Raw genomic sequence first — 26,440 nt, forward strand, 5'->3', positions numbered from 1 at the left:
ATGAGAGGCATTATTGCTGTTGTACTATTATTTATTTCTATACCAACGAATGCACAACGTATCACCTGGTACCAGCATATCGCTCCACTTATACACAGTAACTGTTCTCCCTGTCACCGCGAGGGGGATGCTGCGCCGTTTCCATTAATTACCTATGAGGAAGTGGCCAAAAGAGCGTCCTTCATTAAAAAAGTGACAGAAAGCCGGTACATGCCGCCCTGGAAACCAGATACGCATTACACCGCCTTTTCCAATGAAAGGAAACTGACAGATGAACAGATAACCATGATCGCCGACTGGGCAGATCATAATATGCCTAAAGGCAAAGACACACAAGAAGCTATTACGCTTATAAAAGGTACCCATTATAGCCGCAAGCCGGATATGGTACTGACCATGAAAGCACCTTTTATTATCAAAGGGGATAACATGGAACGCTTTATCGTATATAAAATCCCTTTCGAACTGCCGGATTCCATGAACGTGGAAGCAATCGAGTTTACTTCCAGCAATAAGAAAGTGGTTCATCATGCTAACTATGAAATAGATGATGTACCCGACCTGGACCTTTACAATACGATCGATTACATCAACCTGACCGAAGGCTCCCGTCAGAGCTATGAACAGTACGTACCCTACCGGAAAAAAATGATCTACTACGGGGGATGGATACCCGGTACTTCCTATGAATCTTATCCTGCCGGCATAGGCTGGAAAATGCCTAAGCGGGGAGTGATGTTACTGACATTACATTATGCGCCATTAGGCAGGGAAGAAGAGAATATCAGCGGGGTACAGTTGTTTTTTACAAAGGCGCCGGTGAAAAGACAGATCATGGCCGTATCGTTTGGCTCGGGTGGAATAGGAGAGAAAGATATTGATCCGTATTTTTTCATACCAGCTGACGTAATAAAGAGTTTCAGGTTAAAGGTGACAGTGCCGGAAGACCAGTCAATATTATACGTATGGCCACATATGCACTACCTCGGAAAAATATTCAAAGCATATGGCGTATCTCCGGAAGGAGATACTATTCCGCTGGTATCAATAAAGGACTGGGATTTTAAATGGCAGGAACCTTACTGGTTCCCTACACTGAAAAAAATCCCCAAAGGGACGGTGATCAATGTGGAAGGGACATATGATAACACGATCAATAATCTTTCTAATCCAAACATTCCACCCCGACTTATTTACTCCAGCGGGGACATGAAAACGACAGACGAAATGCTGACACTGGTGATGGTATATATGCCATATGAAAAAGGAGATGAAAAGAGAGCTTTAAGATGATAGTTCGTGTGAAATACATCGTTGCAATATTATTGCTGTTCACGTATACTGCAAACGGACAGAAAATTACATGGTATCAGCATATAGCGCCGCTGATACATAGCAACTGCACACCCTGTCACAGGGAAGGAGAATCTGCGCCCTTTCCGCTTGTTACCTATGAAGATGTGGCAAAGAGGGCCGCGTTTATTAAAAAGGTGACGCAGAGCCATTACATGCCACCCTGGAAGGCTGATCCGCATTATTCTACCTTTGCCAATGAAAGGAAATTATCCGAAGAACAGATTACTATGATAGCCGACTGGGCGGATCATAAAATGCCTAAAGGTACTGCTACTGCCAAAGATGAAAATCCCTATGTAACAGGTACGCGTTATAAACGGAAACCGGACCTGGTACTCTCTATGAAAGAAAGTTTTCACCTGCCGGGAGATAATACGGAAAAGTTCATCGTGTATAAAATCCCCTTTGAATTACCCGATTCTATGAACGTGGAAGCGATTGAATTTACTTCCAATAACAGGAAGGTGATCCATCATGCAAATTATGAAGTAGATAATGTACCGGAACTGGATTTATATAACACCCCCGCCTATGTGAATAATACCGAATCCCACCTCGACTACTACGAACAATATGTAAAGTACCGGCAGAACATGGTCTACTTTGGAGGATGGATCCCGGGTAGTTCTTACGAGTCTTATCCTGCTAATATCGGATGGGTAATGCCTAAGCGTGGTGTTGTCCTTTTAACGGTGCATTATGCGCCTTTAGGTAAGGATGAAGACGTCATCAGCGGGGTACAGTTCTTCTTTACCAAAACGCCCGTTAAAAGGGTTATTAAAGCGGTTTCTTTGGGTTCCGGGGGGATAGGAGAGAAGCAGATCGATCCTTATTTTTATATACCGCCAAATGTAGTGAAGAGCTTTAAGGTAAGGGTAGCTACACCTACCGATCAGTCTTTGTTGTATGTATGGCCACATATGCATTACCTCGGTAAGATTTTTAAAGCATATGCAGTGACACCTGAAGGAGATACAATTAAACTGGTATCTATTCCCGACTGGAACTTTAACTGGCAGGAGATCTACTGGTTTCCCAAACTAATGAAGATACCGGCAGGAACGATCGTGAATATAGAAGGTACATATGATAATACAGCGGATAATCCCTCTAATCCTTCTTCCCCGCCGGCAATAGTGTATGGGGCGATGAAGACAAAAGATGAGATGATGACATTGGTGATGGTGTCTTTGCCTTATGAGAAAGGGGATGAGGAGATAAGTACTAAATAGAAAAAGCTCCGTATTTATAGCCAACGTCTTACATAATACAACACAGGAAGTGCCTAAACTCTCCTGTAAACGCTGTATAATTGGTAAGAGACTTCTATATAAGCTGTATATAAGCCCCCTCTAAATAAGGTGGGCTTATAGGGGGCTTATAGGGGGCTATGAGTGGGCTTATATAGGGCTTATACTACCTTATGAGTAGCATCAGATATCCATATAGGCTGAGTGTCAGTAGGTTGTAAGCAGTAATTACTGTTTCAATACGTTTTGATATTGATTATCAATGTATTAGGATGTATGGGAGATTATTATGGCAGGAAATGGGGAAAAATTCAATATCATACAGGCTCCATAGGAGGAACTCCTACGGAGCCTTTTTTATCAGATAAGATTTTTAATCTCACTTAGTTTTAGCAACGCTTCTACCGGAGTAAGGCGATTAATATCTACATTATCCAGCATCTCCCGGATTTGTTTAAACGTATCGCTGTGCGCATCGAAGATGCTTAATTGTACTTTACTGGCAGGACCTGCAATGTTCTTAACATGCTTTTCCAGCGGCGCATCAATGTGTTTTTCTTCCAGATGTGCAAGCACTTCATTGGCCCTTTGCAGCAATTGTGGCGGCATCCCGGCCATACGGGCCACATGGATACCAAAGCTATGCCGGCTGCCACCAGGAGCCAGCTTCCTCAGAAATATTATTTTATTCCCGGATTCTTTATTGGTGATATGGAAGTTCTTTACACGACCATGTTTGTTCTCCAATTCATTCAACTCGTGATAGTGCGTAGCAAACAGCGTTTTAGGCCTGTGCTCTGTCATATCGTGCAGGAACTCCACAATGCTCCAGGCGATGGAGATACCATCGTACGTGCTGGTGCCACGGCCTATTTCATCGAGAATAACGAGGCTGCGGGAAGTGATATTGTTGATGATACTGGCCGTTTCGTTCATTTCCACCATGAAGGTAGATTCTCCACCACTGAGGTTATCAGAGGCGCCCACACGGGTGAAGATCTTATCCGTTAAACCTATTTCAGCCGCCGCAGCAGGTACAAAACTACCCATATGCGCCATGAGCGTAATCAACGCCGTCTGACGCAGCAGGGCAGATTTACCACTCATATTCGGACCAGTAAGAATAATGATCTGCTGTTGTTCTTTATCAAGGATAATATCGTTGGCCACATAGGTATCTCCCGGTGGTAAACCACGCTCGATAACAGGATGACGGCCTTCACGTATATCAATATTGAAACCATCTGTAATAAGCGGACGACGGTATTTAAACTGGATCGCGTTCGTAGCAAAAGAGAGCAGGCAGTCTATATTTCCGAACATCTGCGCATTCTGCTGTATAGGCTGAATGTACGACTGTAAGGCAAGCAGCAGTTCGTCAAAGATTTTTATTTCCAGGGAAAGGATCTTTTCTTCTGCACCAATGATCTGCTCTTCGTATTCTTTCAGCTCCGGAGTAATATAACGCTCTGCACCTGTCAGTGTTTGCTTGCGGATCCAGGTCTCAGGAACTTTGTCTTTGTGCGCGTTCGTTACTTCCAGGTAATAGCCGAATACATTGTTGTAAGCTACTTTCAGGCTGGAAATACCGGTAATCTCCGCTTCTTTTTTCTGTATTTCCAGCAGGTAGGTTTTACCGTTGTTGGAGATATTGCGGAGTTTATCCAGTTCTTCGTCGATGCCTGGTTGTATCACACCGCCTTTGCTTACAAGAACAGGAGGTGTTTCCACGATCTGTTCCAGGATACGGCAGAGGATACCGGGGCAGGGGTCCATCTTCTGACTGAGCTCGCGCAGGTAATTATTGGGAGAGTTCTCCAACAGCTTCTTTACGCCTTCCACCTGTTGCAGGGCTTTGGCCAGTTGCATCACTTCCCTGGGATTTATTTTCCTTAGAGGGATTTTAGATACCACGCGTTCAAGGTCGCCGGTTTGTTTCAGGTGCTGATGTAAAGACCTGGAGAGATCTGTTTCTTTGATGAAGTACTCTACAACGTCCAGCCGCTCATTGATCTCGTTGATGTTGCGCAGGGGGAATACCAGCCAGCGTTTTAACAGGCGGGCGCCCATAGGGCTTACAGTAGTGTCCAGTGTACTGAGTAACGTATGACCGTTTTCCACGCCGCTGTTAAGCAATTCCAGGTTGCGGATAGTGAAGCGGTCCATCCACAGGAAGTCGTCCTGTTCTATACGCTGTATGTTGGTGATATGCTGCAGGTGCGGATGTTCTGTATCGCGCAGGTAATGCAGGGCTGCGCCGGCAGCGATAATAGCATCCGGCAGGCCATCTATACCAAAGCCTTTGAGGCTGTGAGTTTCAAATTGTTTTAATAAAGTTTCCTGCGCATAGGTAGTGGTGAAGATCCACTCCTCCATCGTATACACGTAGAAGCGGGTACCGAAATGCTGACGGAAGAGTTTCTGCTGCTGTTTGGCATACAATACTTCCGCGGGTCTGAAACTCTGCAGGAGTTTATCCGCATATTCAACATTCCCCTGTGCCACGAAAAATTCGCCTGTAGAGATATCCAGGAAGGCAAGTCCGATGTTGTCCGCACCGAAATGGACCGCTGCCAGGAAGTTATTACTGGCGTTTTCCAGTATTTTATCATTCACAGCCACACCAGGAGTTACCATTTCGGTAACACCGCGTTTCACGATGCCTTTTACTGTTTTCGGGTCTTCCAGCTGATCACAGACAGCCACGCGATGGCCTGCCTTCACCAGTTTATGGAGATAGGTATCCAGCGAATGATGCGGGAAGCCGGCAAGGTCTACATAAGTGGCAGCGCCATTTGCTCTTTTGGTGAGTACAATGCCTAATACTTTAGAGGCAATGACTGCATCTTCATTAAAAGTTTCATAAAAATCTCCCACACGAAACAACAGCACGGCATCCGGATAACGGGTTTTAATAGCCTTATGCTGTAGCATGAGTGGGGTTTCTTCCGATTTGCTTTTAGCCATGGCGCAAATATATAGAAATGTAGGGACGTGCAGTTGGGCTCACTAATTATCTTATTTTTGCAAAATGCGAAAACTGAGCATGGATGAACTGGGCCGTAAAACGGTGGAGCAGTTCAAAGCAGCGGATAAAACACCATTGGTGCTGGTACTGGATAATGTGCGCAGCATGCACAACGTAGGTTCTGTATTCCGTACAGCAGACGGATTCCTTTTACAGGGCATTGTATTATGCGGATATACGCCCGTACCTCCTCACCGGGATATTCAGAAAACAGCGTTAGGCGCTACCGAAACTGTTGAATGGCAATATTTTGCGACAACAGCGGAAGCTGTAACAGCTTTACAGGAAGCGGGTTATACGGTGATGGCCATAGAACAGGCAGAGCAGAGTATCATGCTGGACGCGTTTACACCGGAAGCGGGGAAACCGCTGGCATTGGTGTTTGGTAATGAAGTATCGGGAGTAGATGGAGAGGTGATGAAAATGGTGTCGGGTTGTATTGAGATCCCGCAATCTGGTGTAAAACACTCCCTTAATATATCTGTTAGCACAGGTATCGTGGTTTGGGATATCTTTGTAAAGTTGAAAAAAGAAAAAGCATTATGATCAGTACAGTTAATAAGTACCTGTCACTTGTAAAATTCAGTCATACGATTTTTGCTATGCCGTTCGCCCTGACCGGCTTCTTTATAGCTACGGTGAAAACCGGGCAGTCGTTCAGCTGGGAATTATTCCTGCTGGTAATATTATGTATGGTGTTTGCACGCAGTGCAGCGATGGCGTTCAACCGCTGGCTGGATGCGGACATTGACAGGAAGAACCCGCGTACGGCGCAGCGTGAGATTCCCCGTGGCGTGATTACAGAAAGCAATGCATTGCTGTTTGTAATTGTGAACTGTGTGTTGTTTATGGTAGTGACCTGGTTCATCAACCCGCTTTGTTTTTACCTGTCTCCCGTAGCTTTACTGGTGGTACTGGGATATAGTTATACCAAGCGTTTTACAGCGCTTTGTCATTTGATATTAGGACTGGGCCTGTCACTGGCGCCGGTAGGTGCCTATCTTGCCGTAACAGGACATTTTGCCCTGTTGCCGGTATTATTATCTGTACTGGTATTATGCTGGGTATCTGGTTTTGATATCATTTACTCTTTGCAGGACGAGGAGTTTGACCGCTCTTTATCGCTGAATTCCATTCCGGCCTGGCTGGGTAAGGCAGGTGCCCTGCATTTCTCTGAAGGGCTGCACCTGGTAGCGGGCATCCTGGTGATCATCATTGGTCTGCAGGGTCAGTTCCACTGGTTATATATCATTGGAGGAGCCGTATTTATCCTGATGCTGATCTCACAGCATCTGCTGGTAAAACCTAATGACCTCAGCAGGGTGAACATTGCATTTATGACTACAAACGGTATTGCAAGCGTGGTATACGCAGTATTTGCCATTGCAGATATGTTATTAATAGGATAGTATGGCACGTATAATGGCAATTGATTATGGTAAGAAGAGGACAGGCCTGGCAGTAACAGACCCTTTACAGTTGATAGCCAGTGGGTTAGTGACGGTATTGACGCATGAGCTGATCCCTTACCTGAAGAAATATATGGCAGCAGAGCCGGTAGAGCTGATGCTGATAGGGGAACCTAAGAACCTGGATGGCAGCAGCACAGATGCCACGGCCCTGGTGACGGAATGTATCCGTATCCTGGGAAAGAATTTCCCGGAGCTGCCTGTTAAGAAGATAGATGAGCGGTTTACGTCCAAGATGGCTTTCCAGACGATGATTGACAGCGGACTGAAAAAGCAGGACCGCCGGAATAAGGCGCTGGTAGATGAGATCAGTGCGACCATTATTCTGCAGGAATATCTGCGCAGCAGATAAACTGCTGCATTTAATTCGCTATTGATCTTTACCTTTGCACTTCTGAAAAATTGAAAACAGATATAAATGATTCTACCTATCGTTGCATACGGACACCCGGTTTTACGCAAAATGTGTGAAGATATAACGCCTGATTATCCAAAGTTGCAGGAACTTATCGCCAATATGTGGGAAACCATGTATAGCTCCAGTGGAGTGGGCATTGCTGCGCCGCAGGTAAACAGACCTGTCCGCCTGTTCGTAATAGATAGTGAGCAGATCATTGAGAGCCTGGAGGAAGAGGAAAAAGCAGAATACCCCGGAGACAATGGCGTGAAGGGAGTATTCATCAATGCACATATTGTAGAGGCAGCCGGCGAAGAGTGGGCGTATAACGAAGGTTGTCTGAGTATTCCAAAGGTAAGGGAAGACGTATATCGCCCTGAAACCATTACCCTGCGCTATGTAAACGAAAATTTTGAACCCCAGGAAAGAACTTTCTCCGGCGTAACTGCCCGTGTCATCTTCCACGAATATGATCATATTGATGGTAAATTATTCATTGATCACCTGAAGCCTCTCAAGCGCAGAATGATTAAAGGAAAATTGGAGGACATCACAAAAGGTAAGATCAGTGTGGATTACAAGATGATATTCCATAAATAAAATAGACAAAAATTTTGTAATGTTAAAAATCCCTGTTATTTTAGTGCCTGCAAACTAAGCAAATACATTGGGTACAGCACTAACATATACAGAAGCCGAACTTGTTCTTGGATTAAAATCCAGGAGTGAGAAACATTTCGGTTACTTATATGATCATTATTCACCGGCATTATTTGGGATCGCTTTAAAGGTGACCAATGATGAGAATATTGCCGGGGACGTGCTGCAGGAAATCTTTCTCAAAATCTGGCGGAGTATAGAACGTTATGATACAGATAAAGGCCGTTTATTCACCTGGATGGTGAATATTGCCCGTAACACCGCTATCGATACTTTACGTTCAAAAGCACATAAACAGGGACTGAAGGTACAGGAACTGAGCAGCAACTCCACAGGAACGGAGCAATTTGCTGTGCATCAGTCTGTGGACCAGATTGGATTGACGAAAGTAATTGAACAGTTGAACAAGGAACAGCGCATTATTATTGATCTGGCTTATTACAAAGGATGTACACAGGATGAGATTTCGAAAATCCTGGACATTCCTTTAGGAACTGTGAAGACCCGGATGCGTAATGCGATCATACAATTACGGACCATTCTAAAACAGTTGTAATTAAGTGGATGTTCAACGTTACATATCATCTGGCATTATAGAAAGCCACGTTGCGGGGCTGGTATCCGATTCGGAGGCCCGTGAAGTGGAAGCTGCTATCCAGCAGTATCCCGAAATAAAAGCGGCTGCTGATGCGGTGCGCCTGGATATGGAACGCTATGTACAGATGTGGGCGGTGAAACCTCCTGCGGGGCTGAAACAGCAACTGATGGCGCGTTTGAATGAAGTGGAGAAAGAAGAAGCAGAAGTGCCTGTTGCAGAAGATAAACAGGAAAAAGAAGAAGAAGAACCCCGTTTTGTAATGCCACAGATCCCCGTGCTGAAAATATGGCAATATGCAGCCGTAGCGGCTGGTGTATTACTGGTTGTGAGCGCAGGTATGAATGTTGTTTACATGGGTCGTGCAGATGCCTTAGGTGAAAAAATCGCAAAAGCGGAAGAAGAGCACGTAGCATTATCTGCGGAGAAAAGCGCTTTTGCAGACAGATATCAGCAAACACAGAAAGAACTGGACCTGTTAAAAGACCCTGCTTTCAAATGGATCAAGATGCAGGCTGTTGGTAAACATACTGACATTGTCGCTACTATTTGCTGGAACCCGGCTACGAAAGAAGCATATATAATCCCACAAACATTACCCGAACCCCCTGAAGATAAACAATACCAGCTATGGGCCATCGTCAATGGTAAACCAATTGACGCAGGTGTTTTCCAACTGGGCAATATGGCCAAAGCCTTACAAAAAATGAAAGAGGTGACAAGCGCACAGGTATTTGCAGTTACCCTGGAAAAAAAGGGCGGCAGTACAACGCCAAGCCTGGACCAGATGTTTGTTGCCGGTAAAGTAGCCGGCTGATCTTAGCCCGTACCATTCCTTTATCTCCTCATTATCAATTATTCCCTGATAATTGCTATATTTCCTTTATAATTGCATTCCCATTAACCGTTAGTTAAGACTTACTTTGAGAGTAAATATGCAGCTGTACCGGTAAACGGTTATCTTTTCTGTAACGTATACGGCTGACGTGACATTTTGCTTTAATCGTTTAGCAGTATCGAAACGTTATTTTTAACAAAATTTATTAATTGTTTTGGAATCCGCGTTCACATATACGGAATCTGAGTTGGTGCAAGGGCTTAAAGCTAAAGACCAGAAGGTATTCGGCTACCTGTATGACCGTTATTCACCTGCTTTATATGGAGTGGCTATGAAGGTGCTCAATGAAGAAAGCAATGCGGGTGATGTTCTGCAGGAAGTATTCCTTAAGATCTGGCGTAATATTGACCGGTACGATGAAAGCAAGGGACGTTTGTTTACCTGGATGCTTAATATTACCCGTAATACCGCCATTGATACGCTCCGCTCAAAGGCTCATAAGATGGATCAGAAAATCCAAGTGATCGGTGATGACGTACATTTATATACAACGAATCTAACCGTACACCCATCAGTTGACCATCTTGGCCTTTCAAAGGTTCTTGAAAAGCTGACCAAAGAACAACGAGTCATTATTGATCTTGCATACTACAAAGGATGCACCCAGGAAGAGATTTCCAAGGTGTTGGAGATTCCTTTGGGTACCGTAAAAACAAGAATGAGGAACGCGATTATTCAATTAAGGAACTTGTTAAAAATATAATAAGAAGTGGGCGCATCTCGTTACATATCGTCCGGATTGATTGAAGCTTATGTAAGCAGGCTGGCGACTCCACAAGAGGCGCAGGAGCTGGAAATAGCGATAAATCAATATCCGGAAGTAGCTACAGCAGTAGAAGACTGCCGGCTGGGTATGGAGCATTATATAATGTTGCAGTCTGTTACACCACCAACAGTTGTGAAGCAAAATCTGATCAGGATCATTGCTGATGAAGAAGCCGGAAAATTAACCGGAGAAGAAGCAGAAGAAACGCAAATTATAGAAGATACTCCTGGCAGGAAACTGTACGTAAGCAGTTCCTGGCGTTGGGCCGCAGTTGCAGCAATATTATTATTACTGGGCAGTCTGTTACTTAACTATATTTATTCCGCTCGTTACAGTGATTATCAGGTCAGGTACGACGCATTATTAACCAGCAACAATACACTGGCATCGGAACAGAACGTTTACCGGACGCGAATGGAACAATTGGAACATTCACTGGATATTGTGAAAGATCCTTCCATGCAGACGGTGAAGATGCCGGGTACTAAATCTTTCCCTTCATCACTCGCAACGGTCTATTGGAACAAGGCTTCGAAAGAGGTGTTCCTGATGGCCAATAATCTGCCCCAGCCTGCTGCCGGTAAACAATACCAGCTATGGGCCATCGTGGCCGGCAAACCCATGGATATGGGCGTGTTTGATATCAGTACGGACACAGCAGCTATCCTCCAAAAAATGAAATCTGTTGACAACGCTGACATGTTTGCTATCACATTGGAAAACAAAGGTGGTAGTCCCGCTCCAACAATGGACCAGATGTATGTGGCAGGAAAACCTAGCTAAAATTCATAATTTCGCAGTATGCGGAAACTTTGGATGTGCTTAGCAATATTATTCTTTTACAGTTATTCTCACGCACAGGATACTTCTGTTGTTTATAAAGGGATGACCGTCACCCTTGATGAAGTAACCGTACAGGCAAAACGTATAGGCTTTGATGTCAACAGCTTTATCAAAAGGGTAGAAGAGGATACTACCTTTTACCGTGCTTTCAAGAACCTTCGTTTGCTGGGTTATGTCTCTGATAATGATATCCGCATCTACGGTAAAAAAGGACAGATACAGGCATTCCTGAAAAGCCGGATCCAGCAGAATATGCAGGGTCGCTGCCATACAATGAAGGTATTGCAGGAAGAAACGGGGGGCGACTTTTACAACTCAAAAGGAGCATACAATTACTACACGGCGGAATTATACGCTAACCTGTTTTTTACAAAAGGAACCGTTTGTGCGGATGCCAGCGGAGAGGTCCCTGAAACTTCCGGCGGTAGTATGGCCAAACATAAGAACCAGTTAAAAAAGCTGATTTTTAATCCCGGACAACCCGTAAGAGGGGTGCCCATCGTAGGCGGTAAGGTTGCCATCTTTGATCCTGAAGTAAGACGGCTGTACGACTTCTCTATCCGTTCGGAAAATTACCAGGATATTACTCCCTGTTATGTGTTTACAGCAATTGCCAGGAAGGACTTAAATAGTATTGACAGGGGAGATATTGTTATCAATGAATTAATTACCTACTTCAATAAAGAAAACTTCGAAATTGTAGGACGGAAATATTCTCTCTCTTATAAAACCTTATTATTTGATTTTAATGTGCGGATGAATGTACAGATGACCAAACAACAGGGTTTACTGATTCCCTCTTTAGTAACTTATGATGGTACCTGGAATGTTCTTTTCAAGAAAAGGGAGACTTCCGTATTTATTGCCAAGTTTCATGATTTTACAGGATCTGTTCAGTAGGTGAACATAAAGAACAGGCTGTCAAAAGTAACTAATACCCCCTCTATATGTTTGCAGCAAAAAATAGAACAACAAACGCAGACTCCGTTAGGAGTCCCCTAAAATTGCTAATATCAGGGGACTCCTAACGGAGTCTATTATGTAGAAGATAAATTGTTTGCTACAAACACGGGGCTCCTAACGGAGCCTTTTTAGTGTCTACAAATACTTTTGACAGTCTGTTAACTATGTTTGAAGCTGTATTTAATAGATGATAGTGACTGATCCGTTCTTTTTTATCAGTTTACCTGTATCTCCGCTGACGTATTGCATGATCCAGATATAAGTACCTGTGGGTAAAGGAGTTCCTTGTTTTTTACCTGTCCACCCTATTTGGGGGTCTGTGGTATAGTAGACCCTTTCTCCCCATCTGTCATACACGCTGATCTCAAAATTGGAGATCATACCCCGGAACCGTGGCCGGAAGTAATCATTCAAACCATCTCCGTTCGGACTGAATGCCGTAGGCATGTATACCTGTGAGGAGCAATCCTGGAAGCGGACATCTACAGAATCTGTTGCCCGTCCGCAGGTGTTGGTACTGACCAGTGCATATGTTCCGGGCTCCGTAACATTAAAGATAGGAACAGAGGAGCTGTCCTGCCATTTATATTGAGCACCTGCGCCCATTGGATATAGTTTAAGTACTTCCCCGTTGCACATCAGGCTATCTGGTCCAAGGTGGATATGCAGTGTATCATCGAACATTACGTGAATGGTATCGGTTGATTCACAACGGCCTATTTGTGCGTGTACATAATAATAGCCGGGTTTCCTTACATAGAAGGTGGCCTGTTTGGAAGTATCCTGCCAGCGGTAGGTACCTGTTCCAAAGTCGGCTGTGAGTACCAGTGTTTCTCCTTTACAGATGGTGGTATCTCCCCCGAGATCTACATTCCTTAATGCATTGAACCGTACTTTGATGGTATCCAGCACTTCACAGACCCCGCCGATGCTGACGAATACCCAGAGGTCATACCGGCCATTAATGGTCGTCGTCGGGGTACGGGCGCCGTTGCTCCAGCGATAGGCGGTAGCACCGGGAGTGACAGCGGAAATCACAATGCTTTCACCAGGGCAGAGCAGGGTATCAGGCCCCAGGGAAAAGGGGTGCTGTGTACCTGCGAAGGTGATGTTGATGGTATCTCTGTAAGTACCACAGCCTTTGGCGTCGGCGATAACGATGTATTCGACGGTAGGACGAACGGTATCACTGTGTACGATGATATCCGGGGTGGTAGCGCCTGTACTCCATAAGAAGGTACAGTTCTGGGCAGTTGCATCCAGTTGCAGGGTTTCTCCTGCGCAAAGCGTCACATCGGGGCCCAGGTCTATTTCCGGGATGGGAGTGAAGAATACGTTTACGGAGTCTTGTACCAGGCATCCGTTGATTTTCACTTTATAGGTAGCCGAGGTATCGGCAACAATACTTTGATTGGTGGAGCTGTCCTGCCATTCATAGGTAGCACCGGCCACCGTAGGAGCGGTGAGGGTGATGCTGCCGCCATCGCAGAGCGTCTGGTCCTGTGGGCCAAAGTCGTAAGGCACGGGTGTTACGATGGTAATGGTTTGAGTGGTAAGGTCCTGCACACCGCTTCTGAATGCTATAAGGGTAACTGTATAGGTACCTGCGGTCACGTAAGTGTGTGCACCCTGCATGGAAGAGGACGTGTCTTTTACACCGGAGGCGAGGTCGCCATAATCCCATTTTAAGGAATCAATGCCTGCCTGGTCAGCTTTAGCAATGGTAAATTTCACAATATCGTTCAGGCAGGTAGTGTTATAAGTAAAGGGTGTGTCAGCTCTGGCCGTGGTGGAGCCGAGTGTAAATAGAATGACCACTATAAATAGATATAGGTTTCTCATGTGAGGACATGGGTAAGGCACTAAATTAAAAGATTTTTATGATATGTTTAATTTTTTTAATGGAATTAACAGAAAAGGCCGTTTGTTAACATTGGATTAGGATTAAAAACGAGAGAAAATTCATTTGTTAACATCGGGTTAGCATCCTCAACCATATGAATGTCTTACTTTTACACCTGAGAGAAGTAAAACAGCTGCGGCTGATTTCAGGCCCCCTGCTTGCAGGGGGCCTTTCCTTTTTAGTGAGTTATTCTTCCTGTAGTGGTCTTGCAGATACGTAAGTCCTCCACTTGTCCAGTACAGCGGTGAAGTCCGCAGGGAGCGGGCTTTCGAAGTGTATAGGCTGACGGGTACGGGGGTGGACAAAGCCCAGTGTCTGGGCATGAAGGGCATGCCGGGGCATGAGTTCGAAGCAGTTTTCTACAAACTGTTTGTATTTGGCGAAGATGGTACCTTTCCTGATACGGTCTCCACCATAAGTGCTGTCATTAAATAAGGAGTGACCAATATGCTGCATATGTACCCTGATCTGGTGGGTACGGCCGGTTTCCAGTCTGCACTCTATTAATGTTACATAATTAAAGCGTTCCAGTACTTTGTAGTGGGTGATGGCTTCCTTTCCATATTCTCCGTCCGGATAGGCATCCATAATTTTACGGAAGCGCTGATGGCGGCCTACATGGGCGACTACGGTACCTTCATCTTCTTCAAAATCTCCCCATACCAGGGCCAGGTAACGGCGTTGTACACTATGGTCGAAGAACTGTTTGGCCAGGTCGTTCATGGCTTTGTCCGACTTGGCGATAACCAGTAATCCGCTGGTATTCTTGTCGATACGATGTACCAGTCCGAAGCGTGGCAGGGCAGGTTCTGGGTTGGTATGGTCACCCAGGTACCAGGCAAGGCCGTTTACCAGTGTGCCGGTATAGTTACCACAGCCGGGATGTACTACCATACCCGGATGCTTGTTAATCAGCATGATATCTTCGTCTTCAAATACGATGTCCAGTGGCATCTCTTCAGGCACCACCTCCATATTTTCAGGGTTCTTGCTGGTAAAGACGATGATATGATCATGCGCTTTTACCTTATAATTGGACTTGACAGGTTTGTCGTTTACAACAACCAAACCGTCTTCGCAGGCCTGCTGGATTTTATTACGGGTGGCACCTTCCACTCTGTTCATCAGGAACTTATCTATCCTTAAAGGTTCCTGACCTTTATCGGCGATAATATTCACCCGTTCGTACAGCTCCTCGCTGCCTTCTTCATTTTCCAGCTCATCGTCCAATTCAATCAATTCTTCCGCCATGAGGATCTTAAATTTTTGCAAAGGTAACAATTGTTTACCGGTTGCCCTATGTATCGTAACTTTACCGTTGCATATGAACAAACAGATCCATATTACCGATTTGGGAATCATAGATTACCAGAAGGCCTGGGATTACCAGGAAGTCTTGCTGAAGGAGAATGTACAGGTGAAACTTGCGAAGGGGAAGGGTAGCCCGGCTACTGATATTCCGGTCGTTACAGAGGAAGAAACTACCAATTACCTGCTTTTCTGTGAGCATCCTCCTGTATATACATTAGGTAAAAGCGGGCATATCGAAAACCTGCTGATCAATGAGCAGCAGATGCAGGAGCAGGGGATCAGCTTTTTCCCTACTAACAGAGGAGGGGATATTACCTATCATGGCCCTGGGCAGGTAGTAGCATATCCTATCCTGGATCTTGAAAACTTCTTTACAGACATAGGAAAATACCTGCGTAACCTGGAAGAGATCGTGATCCGTACTTTAGCGGAGTATGGAATTATTGGTACCCGTTCTGCCGGTGAGACCGGCGTATGGCTGGACCCGGAAGATAAAACCCGTGCCCGTAAGATCTGCGCTATGGGAGTAAGGTGCAGCCGCTGGATAACAATGCATGGGCTTGCCCTGAATGTAAACACTGATCTTCAATACTTTAACAATATTATTCCCTGTGGGATCGCCGACAAAAAAGTAGCTTCCATACAGGAGGAATTAGGCCGGGAAGTATCCCTGGCAGAAGTAAAAGAAAGGATGCAAAGACACTTTGCCGATGTATTTGGCGCTGAAATGGTACTTAAAAATAATTAAGCTTTTGGGTGCAGGGCTTCGCCCTGCAATTTTTTATGGTACGAAGCACCATAAAAAAGATAGTATTAGTTCTTATAGTTCAAAGGAATGAACAAATTCCACTTCTCATAGGGCTTACCGCTTTCGTAAATCTCGAAGTTGAACCAGCCTGAGTGCAGGAAGATGGCCTTTTCCAGTATCAGGAAAGGTTCTTTCACCTCTTTGATCTCGAAAAGGAAAGATCCATCCGGTTCAAAGAATTTCACTTCGTATTTCTTACCTGCAGCATCCGGCAGCTTGATATTGATATTACCATCTGCAGTGGTATATACATAGTTGGAAGGATGCCATACTATCTTCTCTACCTTTTTCTCTGCTTCTTTGGTCTCTGCAACCGTAGGCGTAGCCCCGCCAGCACTCTGTTTGGCAGCAGCAGCCACCATCTGTTCCTTTACATCAGCCAGTTGTAACTTCTGACCGGCATCAATAGTGCTGTCCGGTACGGCCAGCATAATCTTAGTATACAAGTATCTGCCTGAATTGAACGTTACCAGTAAACGGTAATAGTTAGAACCCGGCAATGGCTTATTATCCGAATAACTGTTTCTGTAATCGTTAGGGTTGTTTACGTAACCTATTGTATAGAAATATTGTGCACTGTCCAGGGAACGCTGTACACCTATCTGTGCTACATCCCGGAAACCTGAGATGAAGTCCAGCTGTATCTTACCTGTCTTAATAAGGGCTGAGAACGCCGGGAGAACCGGAGGATTTGTATTCTGTGCCTGACCTGTAAATGCTGATGCTATAATAATAACTACCGCTACAATAAAAAAACGCGTCAACTGCTTCATATAAACTGATTCCTGATCCAAGGTTGTCAAAAGTACAACTACATCCAAATATAGTGAACGACTTTTTAAAAGTTGATATATCTGAGATAAGATTTCTCCTTAACGATTTAACGTTCAGATATATTTCTTATCAAAAGGTTAAAATACCGGGAGTTAGAGACAGATTACCCTGTAAACCGCCTGTGTGGATGAGGAGGATTTTGCTGCCCGGGGGGAAACGGGACTGACTAAACCCCCGGACCAGTTTACCGGTATACACTACATCCAGAGGGATTTTTGTTTCCCTGTAGAAGTTGTTGATGAAACTGATCAGTTCCGGAGATGTTTTAGCGTAGCCCCCGCCATGATGATCATGTACCAGTTGCCAGTTGGTGCCTTGTGTGAGTTGCGCTACCTGCTCTTTTAAATATTCCGCTCCTTTCAGTACTACATAACCCTGTACCTGCTGATGGGGCATAGCGCTGCTGATAAGTCCTGCCAGGGTAGTGCCTGTGCCCGTAGCACAGAGGATGTGGGTAAAGGAGCTGGTATCTGCCAATGACAGGATATCCCGGCAGCCCCTTGCCCCGGCTTCGTTATTTCCCCCTTCCGGGATGATATGGGCATCAGGATAATGTGTATGCCAGTTGGTAGTACCTTTTTGCCGGTAGGCTTCCCTGCTGATAAACTCCAGTTGCATGCCATCAGCGATAGCTTGTTGAAGCGTGTGACTGAGGTTTGCCGGTCTTTCCCCGCGGATGATACCTATGGCGGGCAAACCTGCCAGTTTACAGGCAGCGGCAGTAGCTGCAATATGATTGGAATAAGCCCCGCCGAAGGTGAGTATAGTACGTTTGCCGGCAGCCTCTAAATTGTACTTCAGCTTAAACCACTTGTTGCCGGAAACTTCCGGATGCAGCAGGTCTAAACGCAACATGGCTGCCTGGATATTGTCCGGCAGCCATGAAGGTGAAATATCTTGTAAAACAATATTACTGTAATTGAAATTCATCTTGGTTAAACAGGATCGGATTCAAATTTACTTTTTCTCCGTCTTTAAACATAAATACTTCTAACCATTTCAGATCTCCTGTATTAAAGTATAGCGTCTTTATCTTATGAAAACCTTTACGTAAAGGAATGAAAGCCGCTTTATCTGTTAATGCATGCGTACCATCATTATCAATCAGTACATTATCATCAATATATAAAACTGCCCCATCATCTGCGTTTACATGAAACTCATATAACCCATCAGTATCTATCTTTACATATCCTTCGAATGTTACACCGAAGTTTACCTTACCCTGGTTGATAAAAGACCTTATTTCTATGTTGGGCACAATACCTGTGCTGTCTGCTTTTGCAGGTATCTGTTTTGTTTGTGTTAACGAGATATTGTTACTAACGGCAAAGCGTACACCCTTTACAGCTGGATTTACATTTACGGCAGGCAGGTAATCCTTATTTACGTAAGTCGCACTGTACAGAGGGCTTTTACGACCGGCAGGAGTTACCACAATACATTGTAATTGTACTTCGCTGCTGGCAGGCACCTGCAATGCAACAGGCCGGGTATAAAGTTTGCTGTTAAGACCAGGCTTACTTCCATCAACAGTATAATAAACAGCCGCACCTTTTACCGGCGCTGTTAATTTGACAGTACTTAAACCAGTAGTGATTTTACTTTCCAATCCCACAGGTTCGGGTATACGGAAATTGACATGTTCTTTTTCCATTCTCTCTAACTCCGCAGGCATCTTCTTTAAAAACCTGCCTATGTTCTTTTTGGCAGCAGGAGACCATGCTGTTTCTGATAAAGCCATGGCGCGCGGCCATGTCATGTAATCCACCATTGCCTGATCGGGGATGAATTCTGTCCAGATATTTGCCTGTACCCCTTTAATATACCGCTGTTCTTCAGCAGTAAGAGAAGCCGGTAAAGGTTCGTAATTATAAACAGTAGATAAAGGCAGATAACCGCCAGCATTCAAGGGTTCCGTAGCAGGATGCCCCTGATAATAATCGAAGTAGAGGTAAGTATTAGGGCTCATGATCACATCATGTTTTTCTTTGGCAGCAGCAATACCACCTTCTTCTCCACGCCAGCTCATGACAGTAGCATTAGGCGCAAGGCCCCCCTCCAGGATCTCATCCCAGCCGATGATACTACGTCCTTTGCTGTTCACGAATTTCTCAATGCGTTGTATGAAATAACTCTGTAAAGCATGTTCATCTTTCAATCCTGATTTTTTTATCATCGCCTGTACCTGTGCAGATGCTTTCCACTGGTCTTTAGGGCATTCATCCCCACCTATATGAATATACTTGCTGGGGAAGAGCTCCATTACTTCAGTTAGTACATCTTCTAAAAAAGTATATACAGAATCATTGGCAGGATTGAGCACGTCTGTAGAAACACCCCATGTACCACGCACTGCATATGGTCCGCCGGTAACCCCAAAGCCGGGATAGGCCGCTAATACAGCCTGTGAGTGTCCTGGCATCTCTATTTCAGGAATGATAGTAATATTATGTACCGCTGCATATTTCACAATATCACGCACTTCATCCTGTGTATAATATCCACCATATGCCTGACCATCGTAGCCGCTACTGTAGCGATGATGCCCCACTATTGTTTCCTTGCGGACGGAAGCGATTTCCTGCAGGCGCGGATATTTTTTTATTTCTATACGCCATCCCTGATCTTCTGTTAAATGCCAGTGGAAGCGGTTGAACTTATATTGCGCCATTACATCAATGAACTGTTTAATGTAGGAAGGAGGGAAGAAATGACGGCCCACATCCAGCATCAGTCCACGGTAAGCGAAGCGGGGTTCATCTTCTATATGAACTCCGGGAACGTGAATGGTCGTATTTTTTTCTACGGGTAATAACTGATGTAATGTTTGTAATCCGTAAAATAAACCTGCCGCATCTCCTTTCAGGGAAAGAGTACCGGTATTGACTTCCATGACGTATGACTCAGGCTTGCCGGTAGTGGATTCTATGAGATTGATAACAGGATGTAATGGTTGTTTCGGTAAAGGCCCATCGCTGACTTCCAGTGTTAATTCGTAGTTACTTTTTAAAAAGGACTGCAGAAGTTCTGCCGTTGTTTTTCCTGCTTTGCCTTTATAATGAATGAGGGCATGGTCGTTTAACACAAAGCTTCCCGGAACGGCTTTTAGCAGTTTAGGTTCCGGAATAATAGTAATATCTCCCGTTTTTAATTGTGCGATTCCATGTAAAGATGACAACACAGCTATAATTGATAACAGTAATTTTCTCATAGATGTTATATTTACTTGGTACGGAGTTTGCAGCTTTGTAGCCCCGGGCTTCATATTACAGGCTCTTTTAATAAATCATTAAAAGGATCTCTGATAGCAAAAAGAAAGTGTGAAAATACTTTTAATCATTAAATTTAGCCCTTGGAATTTCTCTATCCAACATAATCACAATTAAAAAAATCTCATAAAGATGCAACCTACTTTATTGATTTTAGCGGCAGGTATGGCTAGCCGTTACGGTAGTTTGAAACAGATACAGCAGTTTGGCCCCAGCGGAGAAACCATTATCGACTACTCAATCTATGACGCGATCAGGGCTGGTTTTGGCAAGATCGTATTTATTATCCGTAAAGATTTCGAAGCAGAATTCCGGGAAATTTTCGAACCCAAGCTGAAAGGCAGGGTAGCAGTGGATTATGTTTACCAGGAGATGGACGCTTACCTGAACGGATATCCGGTACCTGCAGACCGTACTAAACCATGGGGTACCGCTCATGCCGTATTATGTGCGAAAGATGCTATCAATGAACCTTTTGCAGTAATTAACGGAGACGACTTCTATGGCCGTGATTCTTTTGAAAAGATGGCGGCTTTCCTCAATAGCGCATGTAAACCGGCAGTATATAGCGTTGTAGGGTATGAATTAGGTAAAACTATCAGCGAACACGGTTCTGTGTCCCGTGGGGTATGTGCGGCAGATGCAGCAGGTAACCTGGCAGCTATCAATGAAAGGACCAAGGTATATAAAGATGGTGATCAGATCGTATATGAAGATGCAGATGGCAGCAAACACCCATTGGATGCTAATACGCCTGTATCCATGAACTTCTGGGGTTTCCATCCGTCTGTATTTGAATTAAGCCAGCAGCTGTTCAGGGATTTTCTGGAGAAAGACGGGGATAAACCTAAGTCTGAATTCTTTATTCCGATCGTTGTAGACCATTTTATAAAGAACAAGCTGGGCGTGGTAAATGTGTTACCATGTGCGGCACAATGGTTCGGTGTAACCTATAAAGAGGATGCTCCGGGAGTACAAACGAGCCTTTCTGCGCTGGTAGAGAGCGGTGAATATCCAAACAATCTGTGGAAATAGGCTCGGATTATTTATAATAAATGTGCCAAAATCCATATTTAATCTAAAGAAACGCTCTTATATTTCAATATTTTCAAAAAGCGAACATTTGTTTGCGAATTGACGAAATCTTTTTCATTGTATTGTTTTTTACTTTAACGACCAATACTTTTGTAAAAGCAAAAACGAACACCTCCATGTGGGTAAATAAGAACAACAATAAGATCAGTCAAATCGTACCAGAGCTCAATTGGGCTATTACACTGGTCGTGATCGTCGTTGTCATTATTAGCCACCAATTTGGAGGATAGGGAACTGTGTACAATCACTAACGATAACAATCGCCTTCCTCCACAAAAGGAAGGCGATTTTTTTATGCCTGTATAAACACGATTTCTAATATCTGAATTATATGTATAGCTATTACAACGAGAACACCATTCTTTACATTGACGGAGAGTTCAAAAAAGCCACTGCGGCTACTACAGACCTGTATGGTCAGTCTTTACATTACGGTTATGCGGTATTTGAAGGCATACGTGCCTACAAAACAGCTAGTGGAGAGGTAAAGATCTTTAAGGCAAAGGAACATTTTGACAGATTCAAGCGTTCATGTGAATTGATCCACATCCCTTACCATTTTGATAATGAGGCGTTGATCGCAGCTTGTTACAAAGTACTGGAACTGAACAATCTCCAGGAAGCCTACATCCGTCCGCTTGCTTTTTGTCCGCCAAACATGACATTAAAAGCTGCCAGCGAAACGCATGTACTGATCTGTGCATGGGACTGGGGTGCTTACCTGGGTGAAAAGCTGCTGAATGTAATGACTTCTTCTTACGAGCGTCCGAACCCTAAAGCATTTAAGATAGAATCTAAATCTGCCGGTTTATACGTGAACTCTATCCTGGCTTCGCAGGAAGCTAAGGACAAAGGTTTCGATGAAGCATTGCTGCTGGACATGAATGGCTTTGTGGCCGAAGGTCCTGGTGCAAACATCTTCTTCGAAAAAGATGGTAAGATTTTCACTCCTCCTCCGGGAAACATCCTGCCTGGTATTACCCGTGCTACAGTGATTGAACTGTGTAAAGAACTGGGTATCCCACTGGAAGAGAAACTGTTCACTATTGAAGAATTGAAGAAGGCAGACGCTGCATTCTTCTGTGGTACTGCTGCTGAAGTGATTGGATTTGGTGCATTGGATGGTCAGGCATTTGGCAAACCATGGGCAGAGTCGCTGGGCAAAGTATTGCAACAGGCTTACAAAGCTAAAGTACTGGAAAAAGAATTTAAACGTGAGGAGGCCAAAGTAGCATAAGCTACTGGTGTTCAGTGCATAATGTTGCCATATTTTCCGGGTTTTACCCGGAACCGGGGCAGTATTGTATATAATTTAGATAAGAAGATACCCGTGGGTGGTCAGGCGACTACCAGTTGTCTGACCACTTTTCCGCGGGAATGAAATATTTGGAATTTGGATTTTTGGCATCACGTTATGCAGTACCAGTAAGGATTTGGACGTAAATGTGACAGATTTGAAGACCGGCTAACCGGTAATTGTTGGTTTGGAACTTGCCTCATTTCACCGCTATTTTGCATCCTACTTAATATGACTAACCATATCGGTTAACAGACAACCGGTATAAGGAAATTTTACAACAGATGGAACTCAACAAATACAGTAAAACGCTCACCCAGGACCCTACACAACCTGCCGCACAGGCACAGTTATACGGGATAGGTTTAACGGAAGAAGACCTGAAGAAAGCACAGGTAGGCGTTGCCAGCATGGGCTACGACGGTAATACCTGTAATATGCACCTCAATGACCTGGCTCAACAGGTTAAGAAAGGTGTATGGGCTAATGACCTGGTCGGACTTACATTCCATACTATTGGCGTAAGCGATGGTATGAGCAATGGTACACCCGGTATGCGCTATTCCCTGGTCAGCCGCGATTTGATTGCAGATTCCATCGAAACAGTCTGTGGCGCTCAATATTATGATGCGCTGATCACCGTTCCGGGTTGTGATAAGAACATGCCCGGTTCCCTGATGGCTATGGGCCGCTTAAACCGCCCTTCTATCATGGTATATGGTGGTACAATTGCCCCTGGCAAATACAAAGGACAAGACTTGAACATCATTTCAGCGTTTGAAGCACTGGGTCAGAAAATGGCCGGCAACCTGGATGATGAAGATTATAAAGGTATTATCATGCATTCCTGCCCTGGCGCTGGCGCCTGTGGTGGTATGTATACCGCTAATACCATGTCCTCTGCGATAGAAGCGCTGGGTATGAGCTTACCTTACAGTTCATCCAGCCCTGCTCTTAGCAAGGAAAAACAGAAAGAGTGTGAGGAAGCAGGTAAATATATACGCCTGCTGCTGGAAAGAGACATCAAGCCTTCCGATATCATGACGTATGAAGCATTTGAAAATGCAGCTACCGTGATCATCGCACTGGGTGGTAGTACTAATGCTGTATTGCATTTCATCGCTATCGCAAAGTCTGTAGGATTGAAATTCGGGTTAGAGGATTTTCAGCGTATCAGCGATAAAACACCTCTGATAGCCGATCTGAAACCAAGTGGTAAATACCTGATGGAAGACCTCCACAACATAGGTGGTGTTCCCCTGGTAATGAAATACCTGCTGAAAAAAGGCTTTTTACATGGTCACTGCCTGACAGTAACCGGTAAAACGATCGCAGAGAACCTGGAAAGCGTACCTGACCTGGAATTCGAAACACAGGACATTATCAGGGCGCTGGAAACACCGCTGAAAGAAACCGGTCACATTCAGATGCTGTACGGTAATATAGCTGAACTGGGTTCTGTAGCTAAGATCACCGGTAAGGAAGGAGAACGTTTCAAAGGACCTGCCCGTGTATTCGATGGTGAGTTTGAACTGATCGCAGGTATAACCAGCGGACGCGTGAAAGCAGGTGACGTAGTGGTGATCAGGCAGGTAGGTCCCAAGGGAGCGCCAGGTATGCCTGAAATGCTGAAACCAACATCTGCTATTATGGGTGTGGGTTTAGGTAAGAGTGTGGCGCTGATCACAGATGGCCGTTTCTCCGGTGGTACCCATGGTTTCGTGGTAGGGCATATTACGCCTGAAGCACAGGAAGGTGGTAACATCGCGCTGATACAGGACGACGATATTATAGAAATAGATGCAGTGAGTAATAAGATTAATGTGCACCTGAGCAATGAAGAGCTGGCAGCACGCAGGGCCAAATGGGTACAACCTGCGCTGAAAGCAACCAAAGGAACCCTATTTAAGTACGCAAAACTTGTAAAAAATGCAACAGAAGGATGTGTTACCGATGAAGACTAAGCCAACTGAAAAGTTCGAGCTGACTGCGGACACACTGAATATCTCAGGCTCCGAAGCCGTGATCCGCTCGCTGATTGCAGAAGGTGTCGAAACTATTTTCGGCTATCCCGGAGGCGCAATTATGCCTATTTACGATGCCCTGTACGATTTCCAGGACAAAGTACATCATATATTGGTCCGCCATGAACAGGGTGCTACACATGCTGCCCAGGGATATGCGCGTACTTCCGGTAAGGTAGGGGTGGTGTTCGCTACTTCCGGCCCCGGTGCTACCAACCTGGTAACAGGTCTGGCAGATGCTTATATGGATTCAACCCCAATGGTATGTATCACCGGTCAGGTAGCTGCTGCCCTGTTGGGTACAGATGCTTTCCAGGAAACGGATGTCATAGGTATCACCATGCCTATCACAAAATGGAACATACAGGTAACACGTCCGGAAGATATTCCGGGTGCTATCGCCAAAGCATTCTACATAGCTGCCAGCGGCCGTCCGGGCCCTGTGCTGGTAGATATCACCAAGAATGCGCAGGCTGCCAAATTTGACTACGAATACAGCAAATGTGATTATATCCGCAGTTACCGCCCGGTTCCCGTACTGGACCCTGCTGCGATAGACGCTGCGGCCGCACTTATCAACAGTGCAAAGAAACCGTATATCCTTTGTGGTCATGGAGTACTGATCTCCGGCGCTGAAAAGGAACTGATTGCTTTTGCTGAAAAAGCACAGATACCTATCGCTTCTACTTTATTAGGACTGTCCGCTGTTCCGGTAGATCATCCTTTATATGTAGGTTACCTGGGTATGCATGGTAACTATGCGCCTAACATCATGACAAATGAATGTGATGTGGTCATTGCTGTAGGGATGCGTTTTGACGATCGTATCACCGGTGATGTATCACATTATATCAAACAGGCGAAAGTGATCCACATTGAAATAGATGCTGCGGAGATCCATAAGATCATCAAAGCAGACGTTCCTGTACATGCAGATGCTAAAACAGCATTGAAAGCATTAACAGCGAAAGTAAATGTGGCAAAACACGACGAGTGGTTGCAGGAGTTTAAAGAAGCAGATAAGAAGGAACAGGAGAAGGTTATTCAGCCTGAATTATATCCTACAGGTGATCAGTTGAAGATGGCGGAAGTTATCCGCAGGATCTCTGAAAAAACAGGTGGCCATGCAGTACTGGTAACAGATGTGGGTCAGCACCAGATGATAGCTTCCCGTTACTATCGCTTTAAAGATCCGAACACCAATATCACTTCAGGTGGTATGGGTACAATGGGTTTTGCTTTACCGGCAGCGATGGGAGCCAAGGTAGGTGTACCTGAAAAAGAAGTGGTAGCGATCATCGGAGATGGTTGTTTCCAGATGACTTTACAGGAGCTGGGTACTATTTATCAATCTGAAATAGGTGTGAAAATAGTGATCCTCAACAACAACTTCCTGGGTATGGTGCGTCAGTGGCAACAGTTGTTCCATGATAAGCGTTATTCATCTACAGAGATGATCAATCCTGATTTTGTGCAGATAGCCAAAGGATTTTATATCCCTGGTAAGAAGGTCAGCACCCGTGGAGAAATTGATGCTGCTATTGACGAAATGCTGGCGCACAAAGGTGCGTACCTGCTGGAAGTAGTAGTAGAACAGGAAGGTAATGTATTCCCAATGGTCCCTGCGGGCGCCCCGATAGCTAATATCAGGCTCGATTAAACAAGAACACT

At 44.8% G+C, this 26,440-nt stretch carries 22 protein-coding genes; 16 read left to right on the forward strand and 6 right to left on the reverse strand.

Annotated elements, in window-relative coordinates; genetic code table 11:
* On the forward strand, positions 1 to 1,293 hold the full coding sequence (locus GO495_RS10120) for a cytochrome c (RefSeq protein ID WP_157299561.1): 1,293 nt from the start codon (positions 1 to 3) through the stop codon (positions 1,291 to 1,293).
* Positions 1,290 to 2,588 carry a cytochrome c gene (locus tag GO495_RS10125; RefSeq protein WP_157299562.1) on the forward strand — a complete coding sequence of 433 codons (1,299 nt, stop codon included), beginning with the start codon at positions 1,290 to 1,292 and terminating at the stop codon, positions 2,586 to 2,588. The genes GO495_RS10120 and GO495_RS10125 overlap by 4 nt, the downstream gene beginning before the upstream one ends.
* A gap of 378 nt (positions 2,589 to 2,966) precedes the next feature.
* On the opposite strand, the gene mutS is transcribed toward GO495_RS10125, so the two are convergent.
* Positions 2,967 to 5,573 carry a DNA mismatch repair protein MutS gene (gene mutS, locus GO495_RS10130; protein ID WP_157299563.1) on the reverse strand — a complete coding sequence of 869 codons (2,607 nt, stop codon included), beginning with the start codon at positions 5,571 to 5,573 and terminating at the stop codon, positions 2,967 to 2,969.
* Between the two features lie 64 nt (positions 5,574 to 5,637).
* Here mutS and GO495_RS10135 point away from each other — a divergent pair, with 64 nt between their 5' ends.
* From GO495_RS10135 to GO495_RS10175, 9 genes are all read left to right on the forward strand, one after another.
* A complete protein-coding gene (locus GO495_RS10135; RefSeq protein WP_170302655.1) occupies positions 5,638 to 6,180 on the forward strand; it encodes an RNA methyltransferase in 543 nt (180 codons plus the stop codon).
* Positions 6,177 to 7,043: a UbiA-like polyprenyltransferase gene (locus GO495_RS10140; protein ID WP_157299564.1), complete on the forward strand. Its 867-nt coding sequence runs from the start codon at positions 6,177 to 6,179 to the stop codon at positions 7,041 to 7,043. Before GO495_RS10135 ends, GO495_RS10140 begins: the two co-directional genes overlap by 4 nt.
* 1 nt (position 7,044) lies before the next feature.
* The gene (gene ruvX / locus GO495_RS10145) at positions 7,045 to 7,455 is read left to right on the forward strand and encodes a Holliday junction resolvase RuvX (protein ID WP_157299565.1); all 411 of its coding nucleotides are present in this window, start codon (positions 7,045 to 7,047) and stop codon (positions 7,453 to 7,455) included.
* Positions 7,456 to 7,521: 66 nt separating this feature from the next.
* On the forward strand, positions 7,522 to 8,100 hold the full coding sequence (gene def, locus GO495_RS10150) for a peptide deformylase (RefSeq protein WP_157299566.1): 579 nt from the start codon (positions 7,522 to 7,524) through the stop codon (positions 8,098 to 8,100).
* Between the two features lie 67 nt (positions 8,101 to 8,167).
* A complete protein-coding gene (locus GO495_RS10155; protein WP_157299567.1) occupies positions 8,168 to 8,716 on the forward strand; it encodes an RNA polymerase sigma factor in 549 nt (182 codons plus the stop codon).
* A 4-nt stretch (positions 8,717 to 8,720) separates the two neighbouring features.
* A complete protein-coding gene (locus GO495_RS10160) occupies positions 8,721 to 9,572 on the forward strand; it encodes an anti-sigma factor domain-containing protein (RefSeq protein WP_157299568.1) in 852 nt (283 codons plus the stop codon).
* Positions 9,573 to 9,807: 235 nt separating this feature from the next.
* Complete coding sequence (locus GO495_RS10165; RefSeq protein WP_157299569.1) at positions 9,808 to 10,356, forward strand: RNA polymerase sigma factor; 549 nt, start codon at positions 9,808 to 9,810, stop codon at positions 10,354 to 10,356.
* Between the two features lie 6 nt (positions 10,357 to 10,362).
* On the forward strand, positions 10,363 to 11,202 hold the full coding sequence (locus GO495_RS10170; protein WP_157299570.1) for an anti-sigma factor domain-containing protein: 840 nt from the start codon (positions 10,363 to 10,365) through the stop codon (positions 11,200 to 11,202).
* Between the two features lie 18 nt (positions 11,203 to 11,220).
* The gene (locus GO495_RS10175) at positions 11,221 to 12,162 is read left to right on the forward strand and encodes a hypothetical protein (RefSeq protein WP_157299571.1); all 942 of its coding nucleotides are present in this window, start codon (positions 11,221 to 11,223) and stop codon (positions 12,160 to 12,162) included.
* A 243-nt stretch (positions 12,163 to 12,405) separates the two neighbouring features.
* Here GO495_RS10175 and GO495_RS10180 read toward each other — a convergent pair whose 3' ends face one another.
* Positions 12,406 to 14,067, reverse strand: coding sequence for a T9SS type B sorting domain-containing protein (locus GO495_RS10180; RefSeq protein ID WP_157299572.1), 1,662 nt, complete (start codon positions 14,065 to 14,067; stop codon positions 12,406 to 12,408).
* A 247-nt stretch (positions 14,068 to 14,314) separates the two neighbouring features.
* Positions 14,315 to 15,400 carry an RluA family pseudouridine synthase gene (locus tag GO495_RS10185; RefSeq protein WP_240915199.1) on the reverse strand — a complete coding sequence of 362 codons (1,086 nt, stop codon included), beginning with the start codon at positions 15,398 to 15,400 and terminating at the stop codon, positions 14,315 to 14,317.
* A gap of 52 nt (positions 15,401 to 15,452) precedes the next feature.
* Here GO495_RS10185 and lipB point away from each other — a divergent pair, with 52 nt between their 5' ends.
* The gene (gene lipB, locus GO495_RS10190) at positions 15,453 to 16,187 is read left to right on the forward strand and encodes a lipoyl(octanoyl) transferase LipB (RefSeq protein WP_157299573.1); all 735 of its coding nucleotides are present in this window, start codon (positions 15,453 to 15,455) and stop codon (positions 16,185 to 16,187) included.
* Between the two features lie 65 nt (positions 16,188 to 16,252).
* On the opposite strand, the gene GO495_RS10195 is transcribed toward lipB, so the two are convergent.
* From GO495_RS10195 to GO495_RS10205, 3 genes are all read right to left on the reverse strand, one after another.
* A complete protein-coding gene (locus GO495_RS10195) occupies positions 16,253 to 17,020 on the reverse strand; it encodes a hypothetical protein (protein ID WP_157299574.1) in 768 nt (255 codons plus the stop codon).
* 130 nt (positions 17,021 to 17,150) lie between these two features.
* Positions 17,151 to 18,011 (reverse strand): 1-aminocyclopropane-1-carboxylate deaminase/D-cysteine desulfhydrase, encoded by an 861-nt coding sequence (locus GO495_RS10200; RefSeq protein WP_157299575.1) that lies wholly within the window; start codon positions 18,009 to 18,011, stop codon positions 17,151 to 17,153.
* Complete coding sequence (locus GO495_RS10205) at positions 17,992 to 20,295, reverse strand: family 20 glycosylhydrolase (RefSeq protein ID WP_170302656.1); 2,304 nt, start codon at positions 20,293 to 20,295, stop codon at positions 17,992 to 17,994. Before GO495_RS10205 ends, GO495_RS10200 begins: the two co-directional genes overlap by 20 nt.
* 190 nt (positions 20,296 to 20,485) lie before the next feature.
* Here GO495_RS10205 and GO495_RS10210 point away from each other — a divergent pair, with 190 nt between their 5' ends.
* The 4 genes from GO495_RS10210 (at position 20,486) to ilvB (ending at position 26,429) form a co-directional block, all read left to right on the forward strand.
* The gene (locus GO495_RS10210; RefSeq protein WP_157299577.1) at positions 20,486 to 21,388 is read left to right on the forward strand and encodes a sugar phosphate nucleotidyltransferase; all 903 of its coding nucleotides are present in this window, start codon (positions 20,486 to 20,488) and stop codon (positions 21,386 to 21,388) included.
* Between the two features lie 391 nt (positions 21,389 to 21,779).
* Positions 21,780 to 22,685, forward strand: a complete 906-nt coding sequence (locus GO495_RS10215; RefSeq protein WP_157299578.1) for a branched-chain amino acid transaminase — start codon at positions 21,780 to 21,782, stop codon at positions 22,683 to 22,685.
* A 344-nt stretch (positions 22,686 to 23,029) separates the two neighbouring features.
* On the forward strand, positions 23,030 to 24,709 hold the full coding sequence (gene ilvD / locus GO495_RS10220; RefSeq protein ID WP_157299579.1) for a dihydroxy-acid dehydratase: 1,680 nt from the start codon (positions 23,030 to 23,032) through the stop codon (positions 24,707 to 24,709).
* Positions 24,675 to 26,429, forward strand: coding sequence for a biosynthetic-type acetolactate synthase large subunit (ilvB, locus tag GO495_RS10225; protein WP_157299580.1), 1,755 nt, complete (start codon positions 24,675 to 24,677; stop codon positions 26,427 to 26,429). Before ilvD ends, ilvB begins: the two co-directional genes overlap by 35 nt.
* The last annotated feature ends 11 nt before the right edge of the window (positions 26,430 to 26,440 follow it).

The organism is Chitinophaga oryziterrae, assembly GCF_009758125.1.
In the GTDB taxonomy this organism is placed as follows: domain Bacteria; phylum Bacteroidota; class Bacteroidia; order Chitinophagales; family Chitinophagaceae; genus Chitinophaga; species Chitinophaga oryziterrae.